We start from the raw sequence: 21473 nt of genomic DNA, 5'->3' as shown, positions 1-21473 counted from the left end.
TCATATTTGAACCTACTTGCTCAATGAATCGAATGGAGTAGGGGAGGTGTTCATTGTCGGGTAGTTAACATCGAGAAAAGTAGAATTTGTAGAATCGCCACCTTGATTTTGCAGCTCTACATCAAGCTCTCCCATGACAATGCTTTTCGCATACTCTCTTGTTACTTCGTTAGCAAATTCAATCTCATTCAAGACTTCTGTAGGCGATTGGAGAATTAGAGTCTGTCGTCTATTAGTCTTTGTGTTAAGTACAATTACGTCGTTATCTACGACGTCTATAATACGGTAGTTACCAAATGGCCTTTTAGATGAAATTGCGTCTTTTACATTCACATCCTTTCTGATCTTCCCGTTTACAATAAAGCTAGCTTGAATGAAATTGCCGACTTCAAAGTATTCAGACATGTACATACCGCTATCATTGGTCGCGATAAGTTCACGCATTCGCTTTATTCTGTCACCTTGTTGGTTTTGCAACTCTGAGACTTTGATTGAAGCTTGATCAGCAGCGACCTCTTCCTCAGTGAATTCAGGCACTTCAATTTTTGGTGGGTTGATAAGGTTAGCAAGTTCAGCATTTGCTTTATACAATGCGATGAGTTCTTGAATTTCTTCAAGTTGCTTCGCTTTAGACATTTCCGATTGCATAATTTCTAACTGTTTTTGTTCGAACTCTTTTACAGTCAACATTTCCGCTGAAATCGGTGAGGAACTTAGGATGAACAGCCCAGCTAGTAATAATTTAGATGCGATATTATTTTCTTTCATGAATGATTGCCTCAATTACAGTGTTGCTCGTTTCAGGGTCGTATTTGACTGATTCCAACATCAAGTTTGTTTCATGAACTAGCAATTCACTTACTTGTGAAATAACACTGGTATTTTTCCCAGAAACGATAAGTCGATGTGCTTTGAAGTTCGATATCCAACTGTTTTCATTAACAGTAACTGGTGTGTCTGTCTCGCTAGATTCAGGTTCATATCTCTCTTTAAGTTCAAGATATCGTTCACTTAATAGTGTTGGTGGGATAATCTTCTCTTGGCGAATTGACCAAGAATCAATGACCTTTGAATGCTGCGCAAATTGAAGCTTTGATATGACGTCAAGTATCGATGACTTGTTTTGCTTTGCTTTCCATTTTTTAGGATCAAGCTCGATAGATACTTTCGTTGTGTTGACAGCTGAATTGCCATCTAACCTAGAAGCTGCGTTAGGGTAGAAACCAACTAAGTCATTGACTGTAAATAAGTCATTTTCTCGAACGAGCGACTGGCTATAGTTAGCCGTAAGAACGTAATCTTTTGGGTCTAATTGCATGACAACTTGGATGTGTTTCGTCTTCCACCCATTAACTTCAACTAACGTGTTACGTATTTTCTCACCAGCCTGAGTAAAAACATTTTGCCCTGATGCAAGGTCAAAGGCTCGAATCCACTCGACTTCATTGTTTAGCCTCTCTTGTTTTAACAATCTGTACTGGTCGATTTGGTCTGGTTGAGGTGAGTTATTAGCTTTTTTGTCAAGAGCGGCAGATAACTGGTCAGCCCTTATTCTCGCTGCCTCGGCTCTTTTGGCGTTGGCTAACGCCTCTGCTTCGAGAGAAGATTGATGCCAGTTGTATCCCCACAAGAGGATTGAACCTATCGTAAACCCTGCGGCTACAAGTAATATGCTTCGATTTTTCGACCCATACTTTTCAATGTTTTTTAGAAAAATTGGGGTAGCTTTCGAGTCGTCAGATATTAGAGAACTAAGGTGGATCTCTTCATTCTGAACAGTGATGTCATATGCTGAGTCACTTTTGAGGTTGTCGAAGTGACTGATAATGAAATTAAATCCAGCAACTATTTCCTCATTGACATCTGTATTACATGCATGAACCGTTATTGGGATAGCCTGTGCAAAATTGACATCATTCAATTTGTATAAAATGGTTTCTATCTGGTCGCTGAATAGTTCTTCGCCATCTTTCTTAATTTCAACAGTAGAATCGATTTTAATCGCGAGCCCAACCGTACCAAGAACATAGTAAATATTTTCTTTCAGATGGAAGATGTAGACATTTACATTCCCACTGATTCTTAAGTCAGGTCGCTTATTTTTAATTGCTGTTTTTGTTTCGATTGCTAGAGACTTACAGTTAGTCTCGTTAAGTGTTTGACGGGGGTCGCTCAATGCACCCACTTGTACATTGGAATTGCCGTTTTTCTCAATCACACCTTTCTTTGAAAACTCAAATATAGGTTTGAACGCAGCTGTATACTGGGACTGATTTCTTACATCCGTAGCAACAGACCACTGCATGTCTGTCATTACTGGGAACTGTGTATAATCAAATCTGAATCTTATTGACTTCATATCAGCGACCCATAATGTCAGCTCTAACCATGACGATTAAAGCAGCTTTGTAACGCTTCTTAGTATTACCGCCACCTGTCCACCAAGGCATTTGTTCAGCTAAAGAAGTGATTTGAGCTGACGATAGATCACGTTCGTAAGCATTAAGTACAACGGTTTCACCTGAACGAATAGGGATGCCTGTAATAGTGCCGTGTTGCCCCGTCTCTTCTAGCTGAACCATGTTTTCTTCATCACCAAAGGCGCTGATATTGTTAATTGCTTTTGTGTTTAGTATTAACTCCATATCAATGCTGCCTGTACTTGTCAGGCGTGGTCTTGATGATAAGTTGAAACCTTCATTGATTAACTTAGTGGTTGTGCTTTCTTGAGAGAAGCCGTTTGAGTCTATTGTCACTTCTCGGCCAGCAACAATTGCTTGGTTGTTTGAGCTAACGAGTTGAGTCGGGATGTTGTTTTTGGTTTTAACTGTGTTGGTGATTCTTGAAAAAACACTTGAGTTTTCATTCAGGAATTTCAACATGGCTGTTGAACCATCGAACTTGCCGCCAATCTTTTTAGCGGTTAGGCCACCTAATCCAGATTCAGAAACAACTTTCGGTACTAGAGCATCGACAGCCCAATTTGCATCTTCGAACGCGATAGTCCAATCGATATTTTTCTCATCATTAACTTCGTAGATAATCTCGTAAATGTCTGTCTTGATGTTGTACGGAGTTAGAGCACGGTAGTTGAAATCTTCAATAAAGTACTTGGCGCGTTTAACGTTGCTTGGCGTGTCTTTGATTGTTACCGTTCGGTCAAACCTGTTCAGGGCTATGCTGCCATCAACACTTAGGTATTGACCAAGTTGATTTTCAAGTTGAGTTAATGGGTTAGACTGCTCAGATGAGGTAGATAATGAAAAGTCTGCGCTACCAGTATCTGAGTTTGATTGTGATGCTTGACTTGATGCGATCGCGTAACTAGCTTCTGATACATCGATTTGGAATGTTTCTTTTACGAAGTAGTTTAAGGTAATTCGACCCTCTTCATATCCCCACCATAAACCAGTGGATGCCGAGATCAGGTCAAGCATGTTTCTTAAAGTTGTGTCTTTAAAATTTAAGCTAAGTTCAGCTCCATACTTACCCGTATCTTTTTCAGCAATTGCCTCTGAGTCGATATTTTGTATTGGCAAGATTCCAGCGATATCGTCTGCACTGCCAGAATCCGATTCTTCATCAGATTCATCACCAATTGAAGCTTGTTGAATTAGGTACTCATGAGCGTCACGTTCAACAGCCACAATCACACCAAATTGTTGAAACTTTCGATTTATCTTTTCTAGGACACTGTCTAAAGGTTCTTTTTCAAGATTTCCAATTGATACTGGCATGTCGAAAATTGGAGGAACGGCCACATCTTCTTTGATTTCAAATGGACTACCAAGAACATAAATGTCGTCACTTTCATCCATGTGCGAACGGTCTAGTTCAAACTGTTGATTAACCATCTCTCTTAAGCGTTCTTGCTCAATTTTAAGTTGATCAATTTCTTTTAGTTCGCTTTGGTTGTCATTGCTCGAACAACCAACAACTAGCGCACTTAATATTGCGATACTTAGCTTGCTAATCTTCATTTGGTTTTTGCTCCTTTACGAGTAATGATTGCGACCTTATTGCCGTACTTAAATTCGACATGTAAAGGAATGTCTTCGTCCTTTGTGAGACGAATTAAGCGCTCGACCACGCCACCTTTTCCAGCAAATCGTGTCTTTAGCACTACTGGCGCAACGGTATCGTAATCAGTTTTTTTTGTGTCCCAGACAACAGTCCATTTGGCCATTTTTGCAAAAGCTTCTATATTCCCACGCATTGATTTAGACGTAGAGACATGCCAAGTCGTGTAAGGGGAGTTTCGGCTAACAGTGGAATCAACTTGGTACTGCATTGTGTTTCGAACAAAGACAGTTTGGGCTTTTGGGGAAACTGTAATTTCTAAATGGGGGTTATTTACGGCAATGTGGTTAAGAATCGATTGCCAATCTTTGCCTTGCACAGCATTGATTGTTTCGTTATCTAAACCGTCTGGGGCTGTGTATTTCCAGTGTGGGGGCAAAATCGCGCTAACGAATTCATTTAGGTTAACAACGGCACTTTTTTGCTTTGCCTCTCCAAGCTCAGTTATTTGGTCTGTTTGACTTGGATCGATTACTTGTTTCATGTTCTGAGCATCGGCAGAAACAATAATTAGGTTTGAGGGTGCGCCATCACGCAATTCGTTTTCCAATATCTGAACTTGCGTTTCATGAACGCTAGTTTGTAAAGCCAACGATTCTCTTTGTACTGCCGCTTGAGTGTTAAAGAATTGACTTTCAAGAGCTCGTTGTTTTTCTAAAAAATCTTGCTCTTGCTGAACACCCATTTGTAAAAGTTCTGCTTCTCTTACCATGGCATCTGATTGATTAGATAGACGCTGGTCTTCTAATGAAGCTCTTGCCATCATTATTTGATTTGCTTGACGGTCGTTAGCTTGGCGAGTTTGTTCGTTCAGAAATGCTTGCGCTTCCAAGTTTGACTGCTTTACGTCAGTGCGAGCTTGTTGCTCTTTTTGGAAGTTGATGATCTCAGCTGCATAAAATTCGTTTAAGTCATTTTGCTGATGGATAGCCACAGTCATTTCTCTGTAACTGTCTAGCTGAGCCTGACTTAATTTTTGGTCATACGTTGGTTGAAGAGAGTCATATGAAATGTACACATCAGCATATGAGCTACTTGTGGCAAGTGTAGTTAGCAAACACGACGTTGCTAAGGTTAGCTTTCTATAAATCCGTTTCATCATACAGTTCCATATTTCGATATAATCGTAAGTGTATTATAAAACAACTTGATTAATCAAGCCGCCTCATCGATTGTTTTTTAGTCTTGCGTACATTGTTTTACCTTTGAGCTTCGCCCATGCCTTTTTAATGATCGTTGATGTCCTGATGTTCAATAATCCAAGTACAGCCATCAATACTAAAAAGGCAAGGTAAATTTGAAATCGTTCGACACTAGGGAAGAACCCTAATGGAACAAGTGGAATAACAGCTGGGTAATCAACGATGAATATCTTCGCTGATTTATTTTCATGATGAGAGTCTGACATTAGTTTACGCACTCCATTTGATGATCTAGTGGTAGGAAATCAACGAAGTCATCATATGTTTCTCTTGTTATTAATCCGTCAGCAAGTAATTGCATCCCCTGAGCGCGGAATGAGGCTTTCCTTTCCGATAAGATCAAACTCGTTATGCGGTGTACTTGCTGAATGTTTTTTGCTGCTAAAAGCCTAGAACGGGCTTCTTGATCCACAATTAGTATTTCTCTTACCGCTATTAGGCCACCACCTTTTCTGTCTAGTAGTTGTTGTGCGCAAAATAATTGCCCCTCATTAATCAACGAGAATAACTGATACTCGCGCTCATCAGCATCAAACATCTGATAGACTCTTGGGAATACACCAGCAACATCGTTTGCGTGTGTAGTTGAAGAAACACGATGGCCAGTGTTAGACAAGGATAGGGCTGACTTGAATGACTCTTTTTCTGTCATTTCACCAATGGTTATCCAGTCAGCTGCTTTACGCATGGTCAGAGCGTTTGCAAGTTCATAAGTTTTTAGATCCCCCCCAGTACTACTATTGGCCGCAATTTCTGAGTGCTTAATAGTATTTGATGGGTGCATTTCGATGTTGTTGAAAGAAAATTCTGGTGGGCGAGCAAATTCGAGAATTCGCATGTGTGATGGTTGCTCAAGAATGTAGCGTATCAATGAGGCCAGAGTAGAGGTTTTACCCGTACCAGTTGAGCCAATCATAAGAATCAGCCCTTGGGGAATTTTACGGACAAGTGTGAGTAGTTCTTCTGGAATGCCAATCTCTTCGTGGTGAGGGGCTTTATCTTTAATTGGTCTAATTGCGATGTCTAGACCTGATTGGCCGTTGTCCGAGATCTGGTGCATGCTGTATCGGCAATGCATTAGCTCATTTTCGTTATCACTGCGACTCATTGTAAATCTGCCGCCAGATTCGAAACCAGCTTGAGTCAAGCTTACTTCATTCTCAGATGACAGTTGAACACCAAGCATTCGCACTTCATCAGTGGTGAGTTTTCGGTTGGATGCAATTAATCGGAAATTATCTTTACGGACACGAATGTAATCATCGTAAGCAAGGTATATGTCTCGGTATCCAAGATTTACGCTTTCTTCAAGTATGTATTTAAACAAGTCATCTGCAATAGTCGTGATGTTAAATACTTTTTCTGCGAACCCATCATCTAAAGAGATTGTCATTATCTATGCTCTCTTGAGTGTCCAAAAATTCTTGAGTTGCGATAATCTTTTGGGCTTCGGTTATATCTTGGATTGATAAAGTCCCATTGATAACTGCATCTCTAACGACTGAGCGTGAGTCTTCATTGGATTGAGTTTCAACCATATCCCAATTGCCAATGTATGGGTTGAATGTTGATTGTGAATTGATCCTTACTACCGTAGGGTTAAGTCTTAATTCTTCTCGTTGTTCACCATCCATGGTGAAGACATCGTGTTCAACTGGCCTTGTTTCAATAGCAAGTGTTGCTTCTTCAATGATATTCAATTCAACAGCAGTCCAGTAGCGTGTCATGCCTCGTAGGTCAGCAAATAGAGCTTGCCAGCGACTAAGAACCTCGCGAAACCCAGCCTTAAGACCTCGCTCCCAACCTGTATCAACATTTTCTTTCCAGATTTTCTTTTCAACGTCGGTTTTCGGTAAAAAATTCGGAGGTATAGGTGCTAGATCTAGTTTTTGTGGCTTAAAGAGGTAATCACGCCAGTTTGGGCGAGATGGGCTGAGGTAGGGGTATTTGATAATTTGATAAGCTTTATCGTGAAGAGCGATGATGTTGGTGTCTATTAGTTCTGTTCCTGCATCGGCTTCATCTACGATACCACCGACTAAGAACATACCTTTCGCTGTCCCAGATTGAACCAGTGAACTAATGTCATCAAAGCTAAGTGATATGTCATAGAATCTTTCTTTTGATTTAATTTTTCGTTTTTGGTCTTCGAGTACGGATGCAAAGGCATGGTTATAACCATGCCTTTGAGCTCTATCTGCAAGCGTGTTATACCATGCCTCTTTTTCATCGAGTTCATTTTGGTATTGAGCATTACTAGAATTGATGTCCATTAATTGCTCTTTCGTCATTGGCGAAGAGAATGACATACATGAGAACGTCACTGCCAGAGGGAGCACTGTGTATAGATAAGATAATCTCATGTTGTTCACCGTGTTATTGTCTTATATTCGATGAGCATTGATTTGAAATTGGGATCTATTCGAAGATCCATGACGTGACCCGCGTCGGCTTTAATTTGCTCTAAGGCTATTCTTAGTGGTTGATTGTCTAGGTCTATGGTTACTGGCACACCGAGGGCTGGTTTTCGCCCCGTCTCATACACAGAGTTGATGTCCCAACCAAGCAGGACAGCTATCGCTTGTGATACAACTTTTATGTCGCACCCCTCACAAAGTATTGTCCTTTTCGTTTCTAAACCACTGAAAATAGCACCGTTGGGTGACGGTACAGGCTGTGATGAATTTGCTAGAGCGTTTTGCTTAGCAGATCTCACATTGGCTAAGTGCCTTTGTTCATCAAGGTATTGCCGAGCTAAATCTTGTATTTCAGTATCAACGTAATGTGGAAGTTCACTTGCAGCTGGGGCATTGTTATTTACGCTTTTTGAAGAGCAACCACTTAAGGCAAGAGTGAGTGTGAATGCTGCCAGAATTCGTGTCGCAAATTTAGTCTGACCGTCCATGCTATCCATCCATATCCGTTATACTGTTCATATCGAATGTAAATTATAAATAAATTTTAGAAAGCTGCAACATATCATTTTTATTTATAAAGAATGGTTGTTAATCGATGAAATCTATATCTGTTGCTTATAGTATAGAGTACTGCGGCTTTTTTTGAGACATCACGCATAAAAAACAACCTGCATAGGCAATCGATAGGTAATGGCTGTTAGATTTGAGCATATATATATATCGTTTATCACATTAATATAACAAAGCTAGGGTTTGCCGATGAGTATGGATGCGACTAAGGTCTTTTATACTAAGATAGGGAAAGTTATTTCAGAGAGCGAAGTAATTGGTCTGTATCTAAGTGAAATATACCCAGATTTTAGTAAGAAGTTTTTCGCTCAAGTCTATTCCCTTGAAGAGCTAAGACTGATTCACGCTACTGTTCATAACTTTACTTCCTCTACTTTTCAGAATCTCCTTATCGCGATCAGACTTAACGGTGGTTCATCTGAGTTGGCTAATAAACTCAGTGTTGATCCTAAGTTCATTACGGATATATTAGCAAACACTTCTAAAGAATCGGTGGATTCTTTGTGCTCTCAAATTCAAGAAGCCAATCTAGTCAGTGGTTCGTTTTTTCAAAAAAAGCGTCAGTTTTACACTGAATCAATCATCGCTCGATTTAGACGTTCAAATCTAACCAAAATCCTCGCTACAGCCACTGACTTCCAAGCCGTCGTTAATATCCTTTCGAACGAGTTATCACCCTCAGAAAAAGTGCTCATTGACATCCAAGAGGGGCGAGTTAATGGACGCTCATCATGGGCATGTAGGAAGATTGAAACGAAGTTAAAGTTACCCAATGGAACACTTGATAAGAAATTCTAAACTTAGCATGAAAAAAAGCCGCTCTGATTAGCGGCTTTTTTTATATCTCGACTGTGGCCAGAGAATCGATGAACTCAAGTATGACGTCCTCATTCGTGAGTGGCCTTGCTTCAAACTTACTGTCTTTTAAACGTTTGTTTAAGTCATCTAAAGCGCTTCCTCTTGGAAACCTCTTACCAAGTCTTAGATACGCATCTCTTTCACCAAAACGTATTTTTGCTTGCGACTTTATGACCTCATCAACTGCATCAGAACTGAAATTCCAAAGATACGAGGGGGTGATGTAGTTTCTAAGAATTTGCACTACGCAACCTTTAATTTTCTTGAAACGACCAATATACAAAATGTTTCGACCAAACGAATCGCTAGACCCCACCAAGCGTTGTGCGTTGCTAATAAATGAATCAGATAATTTATAGGCTTTGGCTAGGTAATCAGCTGATTTTTGTTCTAGCTCAAGCACGTATAAGTTGCTACAAAGGCGAAGCATTTCAGGTGGTAAATGTTGAGGACTTTGGCTAGAGACAGTAATACACATATTGTACTTACGAGCGATGAGAGCTGAATTGTCTAGAATGGCATCCATTTCATCAGATTTCATCTGCTTATACTCATCAGAGAAACTATGCTTTTTATCACGAAAATCGGTTTCTAAGATCTTGTAGTACATCTCTTTGTAGTCATCAGGAACAAGCTTCATAAAGTCTTCTGGCTCGCGCCAAAAGTTTTTTTCTGCAATGTACTTGCCCAGCATTCCGAACATTCTTTTTGTGTTCACGGTTTCAGGGTCAGACCCAGTGCCAGCGACACCTTTTAGATTGACACCAATGATTCTTGCTTGGGATATATCTATTTGGGATGCGCCTTTAAATATAAATGGATACCGGTTCATTAGAGTCTGGATTGATGTTCTGATGTATTGAACTAATGGGTCATTAGAATTGGTTTTGTAAACTTCATATGTGGTCTTTATCGCAGTCGATTTGTTACAAATATCAGGGATCATTTCTAGGGTAGGGCTTCCTTGCCTATGACAAAAGCGAGCGTGCTTAAAGTATTGACGACCAAGCTTGAATAACTTATCTCTAATCAAAAACCACGTCTTTCGTTTAGTGTCTGGAATGTCAATTTCAGCACTCTCAAGCAGTTCATTAATTTCGGCTTGTAGTCTTCGCTCGTTGTTTACAGGATTTGCAATTCTAGAGGTGTATAGCTTAGGCATGCTACGTGACTCTTTGAATAGCTCTCGTAAAATGTCATCAACAACAGCTGAAAGCTTTGCATGAACACTTTCTTTACTTGTCCCGTTTACGATTCGACATATAAAAGCAGAGGCAAAAGACAACTCTTGATCTTCAAGTTGGTCTAAGCCAAATTGAGGCTCAAGGATATTAATCATACTACCCTTTGTATTGTGAAAATTAAGCAACTCAATTTTGTATTGCTGGTCATCAGGCAACCATGAACGTACAGAGCTTAAGTAGTTACAGACACCTGAACCAAAGTCTAAATAGGACATTAACGGTAATTCGGTGTTGCCCTTACCGAACAGAAAAGTATTGTTGAAAACAGCACTAAACACCGTTTTACCACTACCCATACCACCCACAATTGCGTTTAGTGAGTAATGCTGTTCAGGAGACGTAGGATCAATAGGGAATAGTCGACCATCTAATGAAGACATACAGAGGCCACCAGATTTCATCGGTGATGTTGGCCTTGTCAATGGAGACGTCTTAATATGCTTCTCAATGGGTTGAACGCAAACTCTAGCCGATTGGGTTCTTGAGAATGCTGGTAATGACGCTGAGTAAGCTTGAAATTCATCAGTAGCGCTTTGAACGGTTGGAGAGCCCCACGCCCCTAGAGCTTGAGTAATTTCCTTTTTGTATGCTTTGGTTTGTTCAATGGTCGATCCCCACGTTGTGATGGCCATAGTTCCACCTAGCAATGTACCAGAATCTTTTTCCACATAATTGATAAGTTCAGTCAAAGCGTTATTGATATTTTTGCTTTGTTTGCTGAACATTAGAAAGGGCATCCAAGTTTTACGCGAACTCAGTCTAGCTGCAATGTTCTCTGTGCCACATTCAAATTCGAATGTACATCTCAAAGGGATATGTGGTGACATACGAGCGAGTAGCTTGCTAAAGGGTAAGGCGTCAATGCTAAAGGTATCTCTATCAATTGAAGCAAATAGCATTGAGTTTGATTCGACCAGAGTAGAGTCTTGGTCTGACTTTTTCTTATTATTTGTAACGAGTTGGTATGCTAACGGTGGGTAGGTAACAAAATCATCATCATTATCTGACAATGTAAAATCACAGTCATCACCAATAGATTTTGCTCTCCAACCTGTTTGTTCGAGAGAAATTAATTCTTCTTCTTCTTTAATTATTTGTAGGTAACGATCTGCTGAAAGTATGTCCACACTAATGCTGTCTGAGATCGCCATCTTTACACTTTGACAAAAAGCGTTATGCGCCTGAACGATGTTTAACGATTCAATGAAGTTGTTTTGCATCAACTTAGGAGCATCACCTAAAACAAAGTTCTCACCGAGAAACTTCGGGTTATTCACCGAGTCTCTATTGCTAACTGTTGGCTCTGTTTTTACGTACATAATTGTTCTTTCATAAGAACAGTTCTTATTCAGATCTTCTTTCTGTTTTTCGAAAAAATGCGCAGCTTCAAAGCCAAGTGTTCCAATTGAATTCAGCGTTGAATGAAATATGTCATCCAATGTTTCTTTGTTCCGACCGCGATCCCGAATGTACGTAAGTCCGACCTTGTGATGAGCTGGTCTTAGAACGGCTCTAAGGTCAATGGCAAGATCGTTTAAGTAGTTTTTCTCTGTAAACTCAGTTAAAAATCGATTCATGCCTATGACTTCGAATGCGGTTATACATCCACCATCCGTAGTGATCACAGTATTTGGGCATATCATAGACTTAGTCATTAATTGACAATGCCCCAATGCATGGTGAGTTAAACCATCACTTAACAAGTTACTGATTGCAGTAAGAGACGGAATATTAATGCCAGCAAACTTACCCATAGTTCCCCCTTATACTAAAATCTTAACGTTATTGGCTTGCTTTCATTATCGCTTCTACTTTTTAAATCAACTGGGTGGGAGCTGCTAGAGGTGTTGCTGTGCAGATCTTTATTAGTAGTGTTCTGCTTATTCTCAACCTCCATTTTATCAATCATTGTACGTACACCGCTGATTTGGTCGTCAACACTGAAAGTATTCAACTGTTCTAATTCAACGACACGAAGATTATTAACGATGCCGCCATCTGGAAACATTTTGATTAGCTTTAAAACCCAATCTTTTTTCGCAAGGGTACGTGTGTGCTCAAGATAATCAGCCGCTTGAAATTGGTCAGAAATACTCATTTTCATGTCTCCTATTTGACAATACTCAATTGGGGGATTAAATCTTGCTCCAAGATTTTCAGTTTTAGAGCTTCGGTGTATTCAGGGTTCGATTTCTCAGTAAAGAACCTCAATACACCTGTTGAATATCCGCATATAGAAAATTGCTCATCAATGAATGATTTGGCTTTAATCCTACACATAATACGGTCATACGCTCGCATGTAAACGCTCAACGGGGGAGGGCAAATGTCGTTTTTATCTGAATAGCCAAGTGATGTCCAAACAATCTCATTAACCAATCCATTAACGTATGACATGAACGAGACGTCAGAGGAACTTGGTATCGCGGGGGCAATTGGCATTCTCTGACCATCTGTAACGAACATGACTCCTAACTTAATAGTTGAATAGTTCAATAGGTCTATGACTTCGGGTATACATGCCCAGTTGCGAATTTCTGAGTGTTGTACTGTTTGGCCTAATGGGTGGTGATGGTTGTACTTCTCAACAGTACTAGTTTGATTTATATGGATGAAGCCGCACTTTGTTTTTGATAGAGCAATTAACTCTGAAATTACTCTTTCAGTATTCGGTAGCAATCCACTTTCAGTTGTTCCAATTTCAACGTCTTTAAAGGTATCTGACTCTTTATAGATATTAGAAGCTGGGAATACAAAATTGAGCAAACTTAGCGCGTAAGGGGCTCTAGGAAAGCGAGCGGAGCACACTGCTTGAACACCTTTAACACGTCTTGAACTGTTTGCTTGAATTTTTTGCATTGATTGTCCGATTGCCCGTTCAAGTTCTAGGGAAATGTTCATACCAAGCAAAGGACGTTGTTTTTGGTTTTCAGGTAATATTTTCTCATGAAGTGTCTTGAGAATAGTGAAGTCATTCGTTGCAAGGTCGATGCCGTAATCATCTTGTAGTTTTTCTGCAAGCATTTGAAATAAGGTATAGAAGACAGGCAGTTTTGCTTGTATGTCGTTGGGTAAATCTAACTCTACGGCAACAGTGCTAAGCATGACACCAAGAAACTTTGAAGACTTAATATTTGGAAACCTTTCAAGCCCCATTTTACTAAAGACGTGAGGTTTAGCGTTTGTAATGTAAATACGCTGTGCATCTAAGTTTCTTAAATTGACTTGTCGAATTTTATCAGGGTCACTACTAATGCACTCTAACCCATGATTAACGTGTCTAAAGCCTCCATTTGAAGTATTGTCATCAACCCAGATGATACCTATTTTCTGCTTCATTCGTTTACTTCCTTTGCTTGAGTTTGAAAAACTTTAGCCCTGCTAACCCATTCTCTTGGTTGTAATGGATTAGACTTACTCTCACCAACCTTAAAGATGGTTTCAGCCCAAGTTTTAATCTCTGATTCAAATCCGTCTGGGTAAAAGAACAGCTTTAAGCCACTAAATGTACCAACCGACCGTTTGTCATATTCGTCCTGAGACATAGCCAAAAATTTATCAGCGAAGTCAGCAGGGTTATCTGTTTGAAAGTTCCTAAGAACTATTGATTTCTGAGACTCGAAAGCCTGAACCAAAGAATCAACTTGAAGAATCATTGATTCGAGTTTTTGCCGCTCTGAACTACCCTCTTTCAGTAAGTCAATTGAGTATCTAAGGGTGTAACAGGTCACTAAAAGCAAGTTAAGTGATGCCTGTGATATATCGGGAGCGTAGATAATGACGCCTTTATTTTCCTTACCGACAAACCCAATATGCTCGCATAAATGACAATAGGGACAACGAAGTGAAAAATTACTTTTTACGTTATGCGTATGATCCCCATCAATGTGATGAACATGAGCACCTTTTTCCATTTCAAGTCCACATACTTCACATTGAACTTCTTGATCACTATGCAGCCGAGCGCGGTGCTCGGTTATGAACTCTTCCCTTACTTTTTGGTATTCTTCATTGTCATCTTGAAAGTTGGGGTTCTCCATGCGGCTAATGGCATGTGAGTTTCTAGTCGTCCCAATGAAAAACGTGTCTACGTCTGAATCGCTCATAAATCACCTTTTAATTGGGTAGAATGAAAGAACCGTCTCTCTTACCTGATTCTGTTTTGAGTATTTCATTTACAACTTGCACGTCAGTTTTCAACACATCGGTTGTGGCTATCTGACTGCATGCTCTTGGGGAGGTTAGGCAAAAGCCTATCAAACAAGTCAAGAAGCCGAATTTTTTTGGGATCTGTAGTTTCTCTGCATCTTTTACTAAGAACAGTCCTGATGCTACGGTAAACAGCCCAGCAACCAATAATATGACTTCACCATTTTGTAATGCCGCTCTAATCAGAGTAGCTAGTCGGTAGGCTAACCCACTGGCGTTGTTTCCATCGTCGTATGGGTTTGCATCTTGCGCCAAGGCAAAAGAAGAAAACCCAACCAAGATTAAAAAAACGATTTGGCGTACTAAGAATTTGAGCGGCATAGATTTCATCATCGACTTTTATAATTGCTACTAATTAGGAGTTTGCTCTTGTTGATCAAAATACTCACTGTACTCACTGGTTTCGTTTGTCACAAAAACATTACCCATGTTGATGACGCCACCAATACCCGTTAAACAAATTCCAATTACAATTGCCCAACCGCCAGCTGATTTAGTCTTTTGACTCGTTTGATTATTGGACATTAATATGGTGAGGAAACCACCAGCAACCACGAACAGGCCAATAACTAAAATCCAAATTTTACCTGTGTTACCTGTTGCAGTGCCGAGCGTACCTGCATCTTCCACCAGATTGAGAAGACCACGTTTATCACCTGATTCCGTACTAGCAAGCAAGGGGGAACTCATTGCCGTAGCTGCGAGAACTAAAGATGCTTGACTCACTTTTTGAATGACATTTTTGATTGTTTTCATGCTGTGTTCCTTATAAAACATGATTTTTTAGAAAAACGATTACTGACCAAGTCCAGCAATACAATATTGTTCAAAACAGGTTTCACCCGTAATGAAGTCAATTTTTTTAACTGTGCCTACGCCTTTTACATAAGAGTTAACATGTAGCTTTTCCGCCTTTTCAGAGTTGGGGTTAAATACAACAACTCTGTTTGCTTCTTTAATTGGAGTGATGACTTTCCAACCTTTTAACCAAACGGTTTCACTTTTGGTTTTAGCAATTCGCGCAGCTTCTTTCTCTTTAGCTTTACGGGCAAGCTTGGCTTCTTTTTGCTTTAGTATCTGAGCGTTCTTTTTCTTTTGGATCGCTTCGATTTCAGCCTGACTTGCTTCTTCCCTAACTGGGTCAATAAACCAGTTTTTAGATATGTTCAATCGCGGTGTACCATTGATGATTTCAAATGATTCAACCTTTAAGCGACCAACATATTTTGAGCGGAATGGTTCGTTGATGGTTAGAGTAATCGTGTTGTCGTTGCCATTACGCTTTGGTGCTTCAACAATGAACAGCTCGCCATCCTTGAGAACGTCAATGATATGAAACTCTTTTAATCGTTTCCTATGGTTAGTCACTTGGTCAGATGACCCATTTGGACGTTCTAAACGTCGCAATCGATTCACATGTTCAGTTAGAGTTTCTACTGCACTAGAAGTAATTTCTATCTCATCTTCAATGCGGTTAATCTCAGCTGATTTATTTTGAATCAAGATGGAAAGTCTTTGCGTTCGAGCATCAATCAGTTGGTTAGCGATGTCCTTAACTTGCTGTTCTGTCAGACCCTCGTTGACTGTTTGTTGTTGTGGAATAAGGACAGCAATATCGTTTAAGAACGACTCGCGATTCGCGGCCAATGAGTTAACTACCAAATCAGGCACAAAGCTTTCAATTGTAGGCTTGATTTTCTCAATAACAGCGTTGGCTATTGCGCTTTGTTGTTCAGGGCTTAACTCAGATGACTGGTTTGCTGATTCGTCCAATTGTGCTTGAACGTTTGTCGCAAACCCTTTTAAAGTGTTATCAAGTTTTAACTGGCCGTTTGACTGGTTCATATAGTTTAATGCACCAAGGCCAATCGCTGCCAAAGCGAGAATACTGACCACTATGAGGCCAATCAGAATGCCCTTACCTGTAGGTTTACTGTTACTATTCCCCGAACTTGGTTCGCTTGATAGTGGGTTGTTTTCTTCACTAGCCATACATACCTCCGTTGTTGGTTTTGCTAGTACTTGTTTGCAAATACTTTGTCGTAGCTTCTATCTGGGTTGGTTTCTGGATTGTCATCAAATAATCCCATTGGCAGATATAACGCATCAGCAAAGACGACCCCTACGGGATAGTTTTTAGGTACGGATACTGTTGAGGGAATATTCGCGTTCTTTCTTAGATCTGGAATGAACTCTTTAGCAACACTCGCTAAGCTACCTATCATTCTGTCTTTTGTGCTGTCGACTGTTGGGTTGTCGATTACAATCGTGTCACCAGTGATTGTCGTTGTAGTGGCAGTTATAAAATCAATCCAAGGAACAATGAACGCTGCACTTGCTCTAGCAGCAAATTTCTTAACGAAGTGGGTATCAACGTCATTATCGAAAAGAGGGCTGTTATCGATTGTTACGTCTACGGCATAGCCATCAATCGCTTGGACATGATCGCCCACTTGTATTTGATTGGCTTTCAAAACGATGCCATCTTGTGCATCAGTTAATTGAAAGCTCGCCCTTATTCTGGCGTTTTTTAAAGGTGCGTCTTGTAAATCTATAAACACATCCAGATTAAAGTCAGAGTTGATGGCTTCTTTGATTTGTCCAACAGCGATATCTCCCATATTGATTACTCTGACTAATTCGGGATTGTTTTCATCCTCAACGTCTGCGTTGTTAGATTGACTTGAATCTTTCATTGCTAGTTCGTCTTGAATTTTCTTTAAGTTGTCTTCTTTAACCGTTGTCACGAATTCGTTTTTCATGATTAGGTCTTCAAGAGAAATCAGGTTTTCGGTTGCACCTGTGGTGTATTTGCTCTCGAAATTTTTCACATAATTGGTAACGTTAATTGCTTGTGGGTAATGAGAGGGCAGTTCACCAGCAAAAAGCTTGTTAAGGTTTCGTTTAACAATTTCTGAGCGACTAAGTTTTGGTTTTTGCTCTTCACTTTTGGGTTGAACCTCTTTAGTTGTCTTTGCCTCAACGACGTTTGTTTCGTCAACAGGTTCATTCTTGCTAGCAGAATTTGCGTCAATTTTGACTTCACCTTTATCTGATAAAACATCGGTGTTGTTGATGTGAGAAACACCATTAATAGTTGCTGCATCCTTAGCCAATTTCTCATCTTGTTTCACACTTAACATTGTTGGCGAGTCAGGGGTCTTCTTATGCTCATTCTTTTGCTTTGCAAGGGAGGCAGATGAAGTATCAACCGTTGACTGCTTATTGCTTGGTGGTCTTGATTTTGAAAGCTCAGCCATCTTTTCCACAGACTGTATGTATGCGGCAAGTAGCGCGATCGAGATAGCAAGAAAGAGAGCGAAACCGATAATGTACTTATTTCTTCTCTTGATCTTTTTTGCGTTGGTGATCGAATTGTCAGAGGCGTCCAATGGGTTACTCATTTACAAATACCTCTGTGTCTCGCCCGTTAATTGAAAACCAATATGAACTACGTGGGTAGGCTTTATAAATTTTCCAATTACCAGAGCTCTTACCGCCAATAATGTCGTGCTTCATGTTTGCAGTTGTCTTGATGTAAATGTGTTTTTTATATTTCCAAGCCTGAGAGCGAGGCGGCAATCCATCGATAGTAATGCGTTCACTACCGCTCATACTGCGACCGTTTAGAAAGGCAAACATAGCCCTTTCATCATTCTGGGTTAACGAGCTGTATGATTCACTTATAGGAGAAACACTGAGCTTAGCGTCTGGGGAAGTGATAGGGATGTGTATGTTTTTCTTAACATCAACCTTTGAATTAGGGTTAGCGTTATACATGATTGGGATTGGTTGATTGATCGCTTTAAGGAAAACAAACCCTGATATGGAGTTATGATTTTGTTCCGCTGTAACAATCAGAATGTTTTCATTAAATGGCTCAAATTTGAATGGTGTCGACTCTTTAGGTAAGAAATTAACAATAGGGTAGGGATTACCCATCGAGTCGTAAAAGCTGATGGCAGTTGGTCGGTTAACCATTGTATTAACGTTGATTAGTTGATTCAGTTCAGGGTCAATCGTCTCAGATGTCATATCGACAACAGTCTCGTAAATCGGCTTCCTTTGAGCTTGGTTAATTTGGTCGTTGATAACTCTTCGTTCAATAATTTGTTCAGGGTTATTAGAAGCTTTATGAACTTCATTAGATTGATCAATTCCATCAGAAATTGATAACACTCTGACGTCATGCTTTGCCTTGGCAATTTTACGGTGCTTTTTGGTCATGTCTTTGAGTGCAATTTGCTGCAAAACATTGAGTTCGCTGGGGCTCAAATCATCAAGTCGATAGAGGGCGTTTTCTATTGTTCCGTACTTCGCAAGTAACTCCTGTTCGGAGCTCGCATTTTGATGTGACTGTATCTCTGAACGAGTTTGTGCGCTGCTCGCAATTTTTTCGATTGGTAGGATTTCACCATGGGATGAAACGATAGTTACAGACGAGCTAGCGATGCTAACTTGACTGAGGCTTAGAGCCATGATTAACCCACGCTGAATCCAAATAGTCATAAAAATTACAATATTTCATCCATAAACATATATTTCATATCATAACTGTTTTTTAAATAAAGTCAGTAAGTTTTTCTAAAAAACGAATCTGTAACGATGTTTACTTACTTATCACGCTTCGAATCCCTAAAGCGATTCTACGGTGAGCTTCGTTCATTCTCTCCACTTGAACATCGTAAACAATTGGTGCATCAAGATCTTGGCCATGCATAAGAATGCGAAATTCAATTTCGAATTGGTAAGTGTAAACCTGTTTTGGTCTGAGTATTCTATCTGGATCTTGATAGGTTTTTAGTTTTTCATCAACAAAGTTTGAATCCAAAATATCAATGGTCATTGAGGTTTTGTTGGCTTTTAAATATCGAATAACCTCAGCAGTTTCCAATGCATCATAAAACAACTGACCTAAGTTTCTTTGGTCATTGAACGTTCTATTTGTCGAAAAAATTTCAGATGTACATTTAGCTTTTACTATTTCGTAACTTTGATGGTCAAAAGTCATACATTCGATTAAATGGTCTTTTGTCCACTCAAGAATCTCTGTGTTTGATAGGTAGCGATGAGGTTTCAGGTGGCTAGTTGTCACTAAGGGAGTTCGCTGATCGTTTACAGAAATGTAGCCCCTGTTGTAATCGGTACTTGTTACTGAATTCCATTGATACAATGCGTACAGCAACACGAAGAAACCCAATATCATTAGGCCGAACCAAAGTATAAACTCGACACGTATAAACGTTCTATATTGGAGTGCTTTCTCATGAGCAAAGTCTTTCATTTTTTATGCCTCGATACCAATGATAGTAAACTGAGATTCGTCATTTGCTTTTGGGCTTGGTGCGACAAAGAACCATATCCCCTTAACAGAGGGAGACGTGTATTTTCTCTCCACCAGTGAGCTCACGGTCTGTACGTAGACTGTGTAGTAAAACCGATTTGCTCTTGCTGAAACGGGCAATACAATGATTGGGGGGTAGGGCATGCCTGTGTAGAAGTTAGCGGTACTTTTTTCCATTACTGCACCTACTCTTGATACATACGAGTTGAGGTAGGCCGATGATGACGAATAGTTGAAATACTTGTTCGCGCAATATTCTGGTTTGCTGTTTATGTTGGTTAACGTAAATGAAAAGCATGTCGCGACCACTTTCTCGACCCAAGTTTTCAATTTAGCATCAGTTAAACGGCTGGTTTTCCATACCTTGATAGGCTTAATTGAGTGTTTCTTACTCACAGAATCGGTATGGCCAATGACGGCCTTTCTAACTGGTTCTTGCTCGACAAGGTGGTTTATTGCTCCTATCGAGATGAGTATTAAAAATGTTAGGCCGTAAATGGCATAAGTTAAGGTGTGCTTCATCGAGTAACCATCCAAAGTGACATGCGCGAGATTTTAAGTGAGCTCGCTTTATAAGACGGATGCGTTGGTATCACATCGAAATTGAATTTTATTTTGGTGTTTGAATCTCTTGTTCCAGTTTTAACTTTAATGATTCCTTCGGTTTCAAGCGTCCACTTAACCACCTCCAATGCATTTCTCTCATCTTCATCTTGGATCTGGGCTTCTGTAGTTCCTAATGGGAAATGGGGTTTAATCACCAAGGGTATCCCGTTGGTTAGTTGAAATGTCATTTGCCTGATCATGTCTTTATCAGTCATCATCTCATCTACCGATATATGTTCCGCATTCGATTGGATGTCATTCAAACCTAATTCAGTAGTCAATTCTCTCCATTGATCTTCCCTTTTAAGGTAAGAAATAGTTGTGTGAGTAAACAGCATCGTTAAATTCTTAGTCATACCTGATTGTACTAATGCAACACGGTCATCAAAGTAGTGTTCTGAGTCAATTATTAGGTTTGCAGATATGGCATTAGTTTGTTGGTTTGTGGAGACTTTGAAGACTCCGCTCGATCTATTGAGCGCGTGTTTGGCATAAAGTATTTGCATTCCGAACAGAATCAAAATAATTGAAGTGGCTGCCACGGCAACAATGTTTCTCTTGTTAGCAATTTTGGTGATGTGACGGCTTAGGAGCTGATTTGTGTTCTGAATAGATTTGTCTATCTCAGCTTCTCGATTTTCGATACCCATCGAATTTCCCCGTCTTGGTTAAATGTATACAGTTCCCATGCTCTTTTTTTGTCATTAATTAGCAGACTGATGACTGACAGTGACAAAGCAATGGAGATGCAAATCAAAAATATGGCTCTGAATTTTTTTGTTACATAGATGATTTTACGGTCATCATTCCAAAATTTAGGCACTCGAAAAATGAATAAACCGTAATGTATACAACGAATACTTTCGTTTCTCATCTTCTTAACGTAGTCATCGTATTTTAGCTCGACAACTCTTTCAGCCCTTTCATTCTTATCCACCAAACC

General features: G+C 39.9%; 21 protein-coding genes. 1 reads left to right on the top strand and 20 read right to left on the bottom strand.

Annotated features, from left to right (window positions below):
- Positions 1-12: 12 nt before the first annotated feature.
- The 8 genes from SJY39_RS00790 to SJY39_RS00755 all read right to left on the bottom strand — a co-directional run bounded on the left by SJY39_RS00790 (position 13) and on the right by SJY39_RS00755 (position 8187).
- Positions 13-768: a hypothetical protein gene (locus SJY39_RS00790; RefSeq protein WP_390240793.1), complete on the bottom strand. Its 756-nt coding sequence runs from the start codon at positions 766-768 to the stop codon at positions 13-15.
- Positions 755-2359 carry a hypothetical protein gene (locus SJY39_RS00785; protein WP_390240792.1) on the bottom strand — a complete coding sequence of 535 codons (1605 nt, stop codon included), beginning with the start codon at positions 2357-2359 and terminating at the stop codon, positions 755-757. Before SJY39_RS00785 ends, SJY39_RS00790 begins: the two co-directional genes overlap by 14 nt.
- 1 nt (position 2360) lies before the next feature.
- Complete coding sequence (locus tag SJY39_RS00780) at positions 2361-3980, bottom strand: hypothetical protein (protein ID WP_390240790.1); 1620 nt, start codon at positions 3978-3980, stop codon at positions 2361-2363.
- Positions 3977-5182, bottom strand: coding sequence for a TcpQ domain-containing protein (locus tag SJY39_RS00775; RefSeq protein ID WP_390240788.1), 1206 nt, complete (start codon positions 5180-5182; stop codon positions 3977-3979). Before SJY39_RS00775 ends, SJY39_RS00780 begins: the two co-directional genes overlap by 4 nt.
- Positions 5183-5245: 63 nt before the next feature.
- Complete coding sequence (locus SJY39_RS00770; protein ID WP_390240786.1) at positions 5246-5488, bottom strand: hypothetical protein; 243 nt, start codon at positions 5486-5488, stop codon at positions 5246-5248.
- Positions 5488-6675: an ATPase, T2SS/T4P/T4SS family gene (locus tag SJY39_RS00765; RefSeq protein WP_390240784.1), complete on the bottom strand. Its 1188-nt coding sequence runs from the start codon at positions 6673-6675 to the stop codon at positions 5488-5490. The genes SJY39_RS00770 and SJY39_RS00765 overlap by 1 nt, the downstream gene beginning before the upstream one ends.
- A complete protein-coding gene (locus SJY39_RS00760) occupies positions 6656-7645 on the bottom strand; it encodes a type IV secretory system conjugative DNA transfer family protein (protein WP_390240783.1) in 990 nt (329 codons plus the stop codon). Before SJY39_RS00760 ends, SJY39_RS00765 begins: the two co-directional genes overlap by 20 nt.
- Positions 7646-7650: 5 nt before the next feature.
- Entirely contained in the window at positions 7651-8187 is a 537-nt protein-coding gene (locus tag SJY39_RS00755) for a hypothetical protein (protein ID WP_390240781.1), read from the bottom strand.
- A 271-nt stretch (positions 8188-8458) separates the two neighbouring features.
- Between SJY39_RS00755 and SJY39_RS00750 the strand changes: the two genes are divergently transcribed.
- Positions 8459-9067, top strand: coding sequence for a hypothetical protein (locus SJY39_RS00750; protein ID WP_390240779.1), 609 nt, complete (start codon positions 8459-8461; stop codon positions 9065-9067).
- A 40-nt stretch (positions 9068-9107) separates the two neighbouring features.
- On the opposite strand, the gene SJY39_RS00745 is transcribed toward SJY39_RS00750, so the two are convergent.
- The 12 genes from SJY39_RS00745 to SJY39_RS00690 all read right to left on the bottom strand — a co-directional run bounded on the left by SJY39_RS00745 (position 9108) and on the right by SJY39_RS00690 (position 21180).
- Entirely contained in the window at positions 9108-12125 is a 3018-nt protein-coding gene (locus SJY39_RS00745; protein ID WP_390240777.1) for a hypothetical protein, read from the bottom strand.
- A 14-nt stretch (positions 12126-12139) separates the two neighbouring features.
- Positions 12140-12469 carry a hypothetical protein gene (locus SJY39_RS00740; RefSeq protein WP_390240775.1) on the bottom strand — a complete coding sequence of 110 codons (330 nt, stop codon included), beginning with the start codon at positions 12467-12469 and terminating at the stop codon, positions 12140-12142.
- An 11-nt stretch (positions 12470-12480) separates the two neighbouring features.
- Positions 12481-13710: a hypothetical protein gene (locus tag SJY39_RS00735; protein ID WP_390240773.1), complete on the bottom strand. Its 1230-nt coding sequence runs from the start codon at positions 13708-13710 to the stop codon at positions 12481-12483.
- Entirely contained in the window at positions 13707-14477 is a 771-nt protein-coding gene (locus SJY39_RS00730) for an HNH endonuclease (RefSeq protein WP_390240771.1), read from the bottom strand. Before SJY39_RS00730 ends, SJY39_RS00735 begins: the two co-directional genes overlap by 4 nt.
- Positions 14478-14487: 10 nt before the next feature.
- A complete protein-coding gene (locus SJY39_RS00725; RefSeq protein ID WP_390240770.1) occupies positions 14488-14913 on the bottom strand; it encodes a hypothetical protein in 426 nt (141 codons plus the stop codon).
- A gap of 18 nt (positions 14914-14931) precedes the next feature.
- Positions 14932-15336 (bottom strand): hypothetical protein, encoded by a 405-nt coding sequence (locus SJY39_RS00720; RefSeq protein WP_390240769.1) that lies wholly within the window; start codon positions 15334-15336, stop codon positions 14932-14934.
- A 39-nt stretch (positions 15337-15375) separates the two neighbouring features.
- Positions 15376-16572 (bottom strand): hypothetical protein, encoded by a 1197-nt coding sequence (locus tag SJY39_RS00715; protein WP_390240768.1) that lies wholly within the window; start codon positions 16570-16572, stop codon positions 15376-15378.
- Positions 16573-16595: 23 nt separating this feature from the next.
- A complete protein-coding gene (locus SJY39_RS00710) occupies positions 16596-17984 on the bottom strand; it encodes a hypothetical protein (RefSeq protein ID WP_390240767.1) in 1389 nt (462 codons plus the stop codon).
- Positions 17977-19089: a DotH/IcmK family type IV secretion protein gene (locus SJY39_RS00705; RefSeq protein ID WP_390240765.1), complete on the bottom strand. Its 1113-nt coding sequence runs from the start codon at positions 19087-19089 to the stop codon at positions 17977-17979. Before SJY39_RS00705 ends, SJY39_RS00710 begins: the two co-directional genes overlap by 8 nt.
- 100 nt (positions 19090-19189) lie before the next feature.
- A complete protein-coding gene (locus SJY39_RS00700; RefSeq protein ID WP_390240763.1) occupies positions 19190-19864 on the bottom strand; it encodes a hypothetical protein in 675 nt (224 codons plus the stop codon).
- Positions 19865-19867: 3 nt separating this feature from the next.
- The gene (locus tag SJY39_RS00695; RefSeq protein WP_390240762.1) at positions 19868-20446 is read right to left on the bottom strand and encodes a hypothetical protein; all 579 of its coding nucleotides are present in this window, start codon (positions 20444-20446) and stop codon (positions 19868-19870) included.
- Positions 20443-21180, bottom strand: coding sequence for a hypothetical protein (locus tag SJY39_RS00690; protein ID WP_390240760.1), 738 nt, complete (start codon positions 21178-21180; stop codon positions 20443-20445). The genes SJY39_RS00695 and SJY39_RS00690 overlap by 4 nt, the downstream gene beginning before the upstream one ends.
- Positions 21181-21473: the final 293 nt, after the last annotated feature.

It is taken from the genome of Vibrio sp. R78045, assembly GCF_042466085.1.
GTDB lineage: Bacteria > Pseudomonadota > Gammaproteobacteria > Enterobacterales > Vibrionaceae > Vibrio > Vibrio cyclitrophicus.
Note: the sequence above shows the minus strand (reverse complement) of the source record. Positions and strands in the feature narration are given on the sequence as shown.

What these genes read in the sequence shown, in the direction of transcription:
- SJY39_RS00790 (WP_390240793.1), bottom strand. Translation starts at nt 768, where the DNA reads ATGAAAGAAAATAATATCGCATCTAAATTATTACTAGCTGGGCTGTTC.
- SJY39_RS00785 (WP_390240792.1), bottom strand. Translation starts at nt 2,359, where the DNA reads ATGAAGTCAATAAGATTCAGATTTGATTATACACAGTTCCCAGTAATG.
- SJY39_RS00780 (WP_390240790.1), bottom strand. Translation starts at nt 3,980, where the DNA reads ATGAAGATTAGCAAGCTAAGTATCGCAATATTAAGTGCGCTAGTTGTT.
- SJY39_RS00775 (WP_390240788.1), bottom strand. Translation starts at nt 5,182, where the DNA reads ATGATGAAACGGATTTATAGAAAGCTAACCTTAGCAACGTCGTGTTTG.
- SJY39_RS00770 (WP_390240786.1), bottom strand. Translation starts at nt 5,488, where the DNA reads ATGTCAGACTCTCATCATGAAAATAAATCAGCGAAGATATTCATCGTT.
- SJY39_RS00765 (WP_390240784.1), bottom strand. Translation starts at nt 6,675, where the DNA reads ATGACAATCTCTTTAGATGATGGGTTCGCAGAAAAAGTATTTAACATC.
- SJY39_RS00760 (WP_390240783.1), bottom strand. Translation starts at nt 7,645, where the DNA reads ATGAGATTATCTTATCTATACACAGTGCTCCCTCTGGCAGTGACGTTC.
- SJY39_RS00755 (WP_390240781.1), bottom strand. Translation starts at nt 8,187, where the DNA reads ATGGACGGTCAGACTAAATTTGCGACACGAATTCTGGCAGCATTCACA.
- SJY39_RS00750 (WP_390240779.1), top strand. Translation starts at nt 8,459, where the DNA reads ATGAGTATGGATGCGACTAAGGTCTTTTATACTAAGATAGGGAAAGTT.
- SJY39_RS00745 (WP_390240777.1), bottom strand. Translation starts at nt 12,125, where the DNA reads ATGGGTAAGTTTGCTGGCATTAATATTCCGTCTCTTACTGCAATCAGT.
- SJY39_RS00740 (WP_390240775.1), bottom strand. Translation starts at nt 12,469, where the DNA reads ATGAGTATTTCTGACCAATTTCAAGCGGCTGATTATCTTGAGCACACA.
- SJY39_RS00735 (WP_390240773.1), bottom strand. Translation starts at nt 13,710, where the DNA reads ATGAAGCAGAAAATAGGTATCATCTGGGTTGATGACAATACTTCAAAT.
- SJY39_RS00730 (WP_390240771.1), bottom strand. Translation starts at nt 14,477, where the DNA reads ATGAGCGATTCAGACGTAGACACGTTTTTCATTGGGACGACTAGAAAC.
- SJY39_RS00725 (WP_390240770.1), bottom strand. Translation starts at nt 14,913, where the DNA reads ATGATGAAATCTATGCCGCTCAAATTCTTAGTACGCCAAATCGTTTTT.
- SJY39_RS00720 (WP_390240769.1), bottom strand. Translation starts at nt 15,336, where the DNA reads ATGAAAACAATCAAAAATGTCATTCAAAAAGTGAGTCAAGCATCTTTA.
- SJY39_RS00715 (WP_390240768.1), bottom strand. Translation starts at nt 16,572, where the DNA reads ATGGCTAGTGAAGAAAACAACCCACTATCAAGCGAACCAAGTTCGGGG.
- SJY39_RS00710 (WP_390240767.1), bottom strand. Translation starts at nt 17,984, where the DNA reads ATGAGTAACCCATTGGACGCCTCTGACAATTCGATCACCAACGCAAAA.
- SJY39_RS00705 (WP_390240765.1), bottom strand. Translation starts at nt 19,089, where the DNA reads ATGACTATTTGGATTCAGCGTGGGTTAATCATGGCTCTAAGCCTCAGT.
- SJY39_RS00700 (WP_390240763.1), bottom strand. Translation starts at nt 19,864, where the DNA reads ATGAAAGACTTTGCTCATGAGAAAGCACTCCAATATAGAACGTTTATA.
- SJY39_RS00695 (WP_390240762.1), bottom strand. Translation starts at nt 20,446, where the DNA reads ATGAAGCACACCTTAACTTATGCCATTTACGGCCTAACATTTTTAATA.
- SJY39_RS00690 (WP_390240760.1), bottom strand. Translation starts at nt 21,180, where the DNA reads ATGGGTATCGAAAATCGAGAAGCTGAGATAGACAAATCTATTCAGAAC.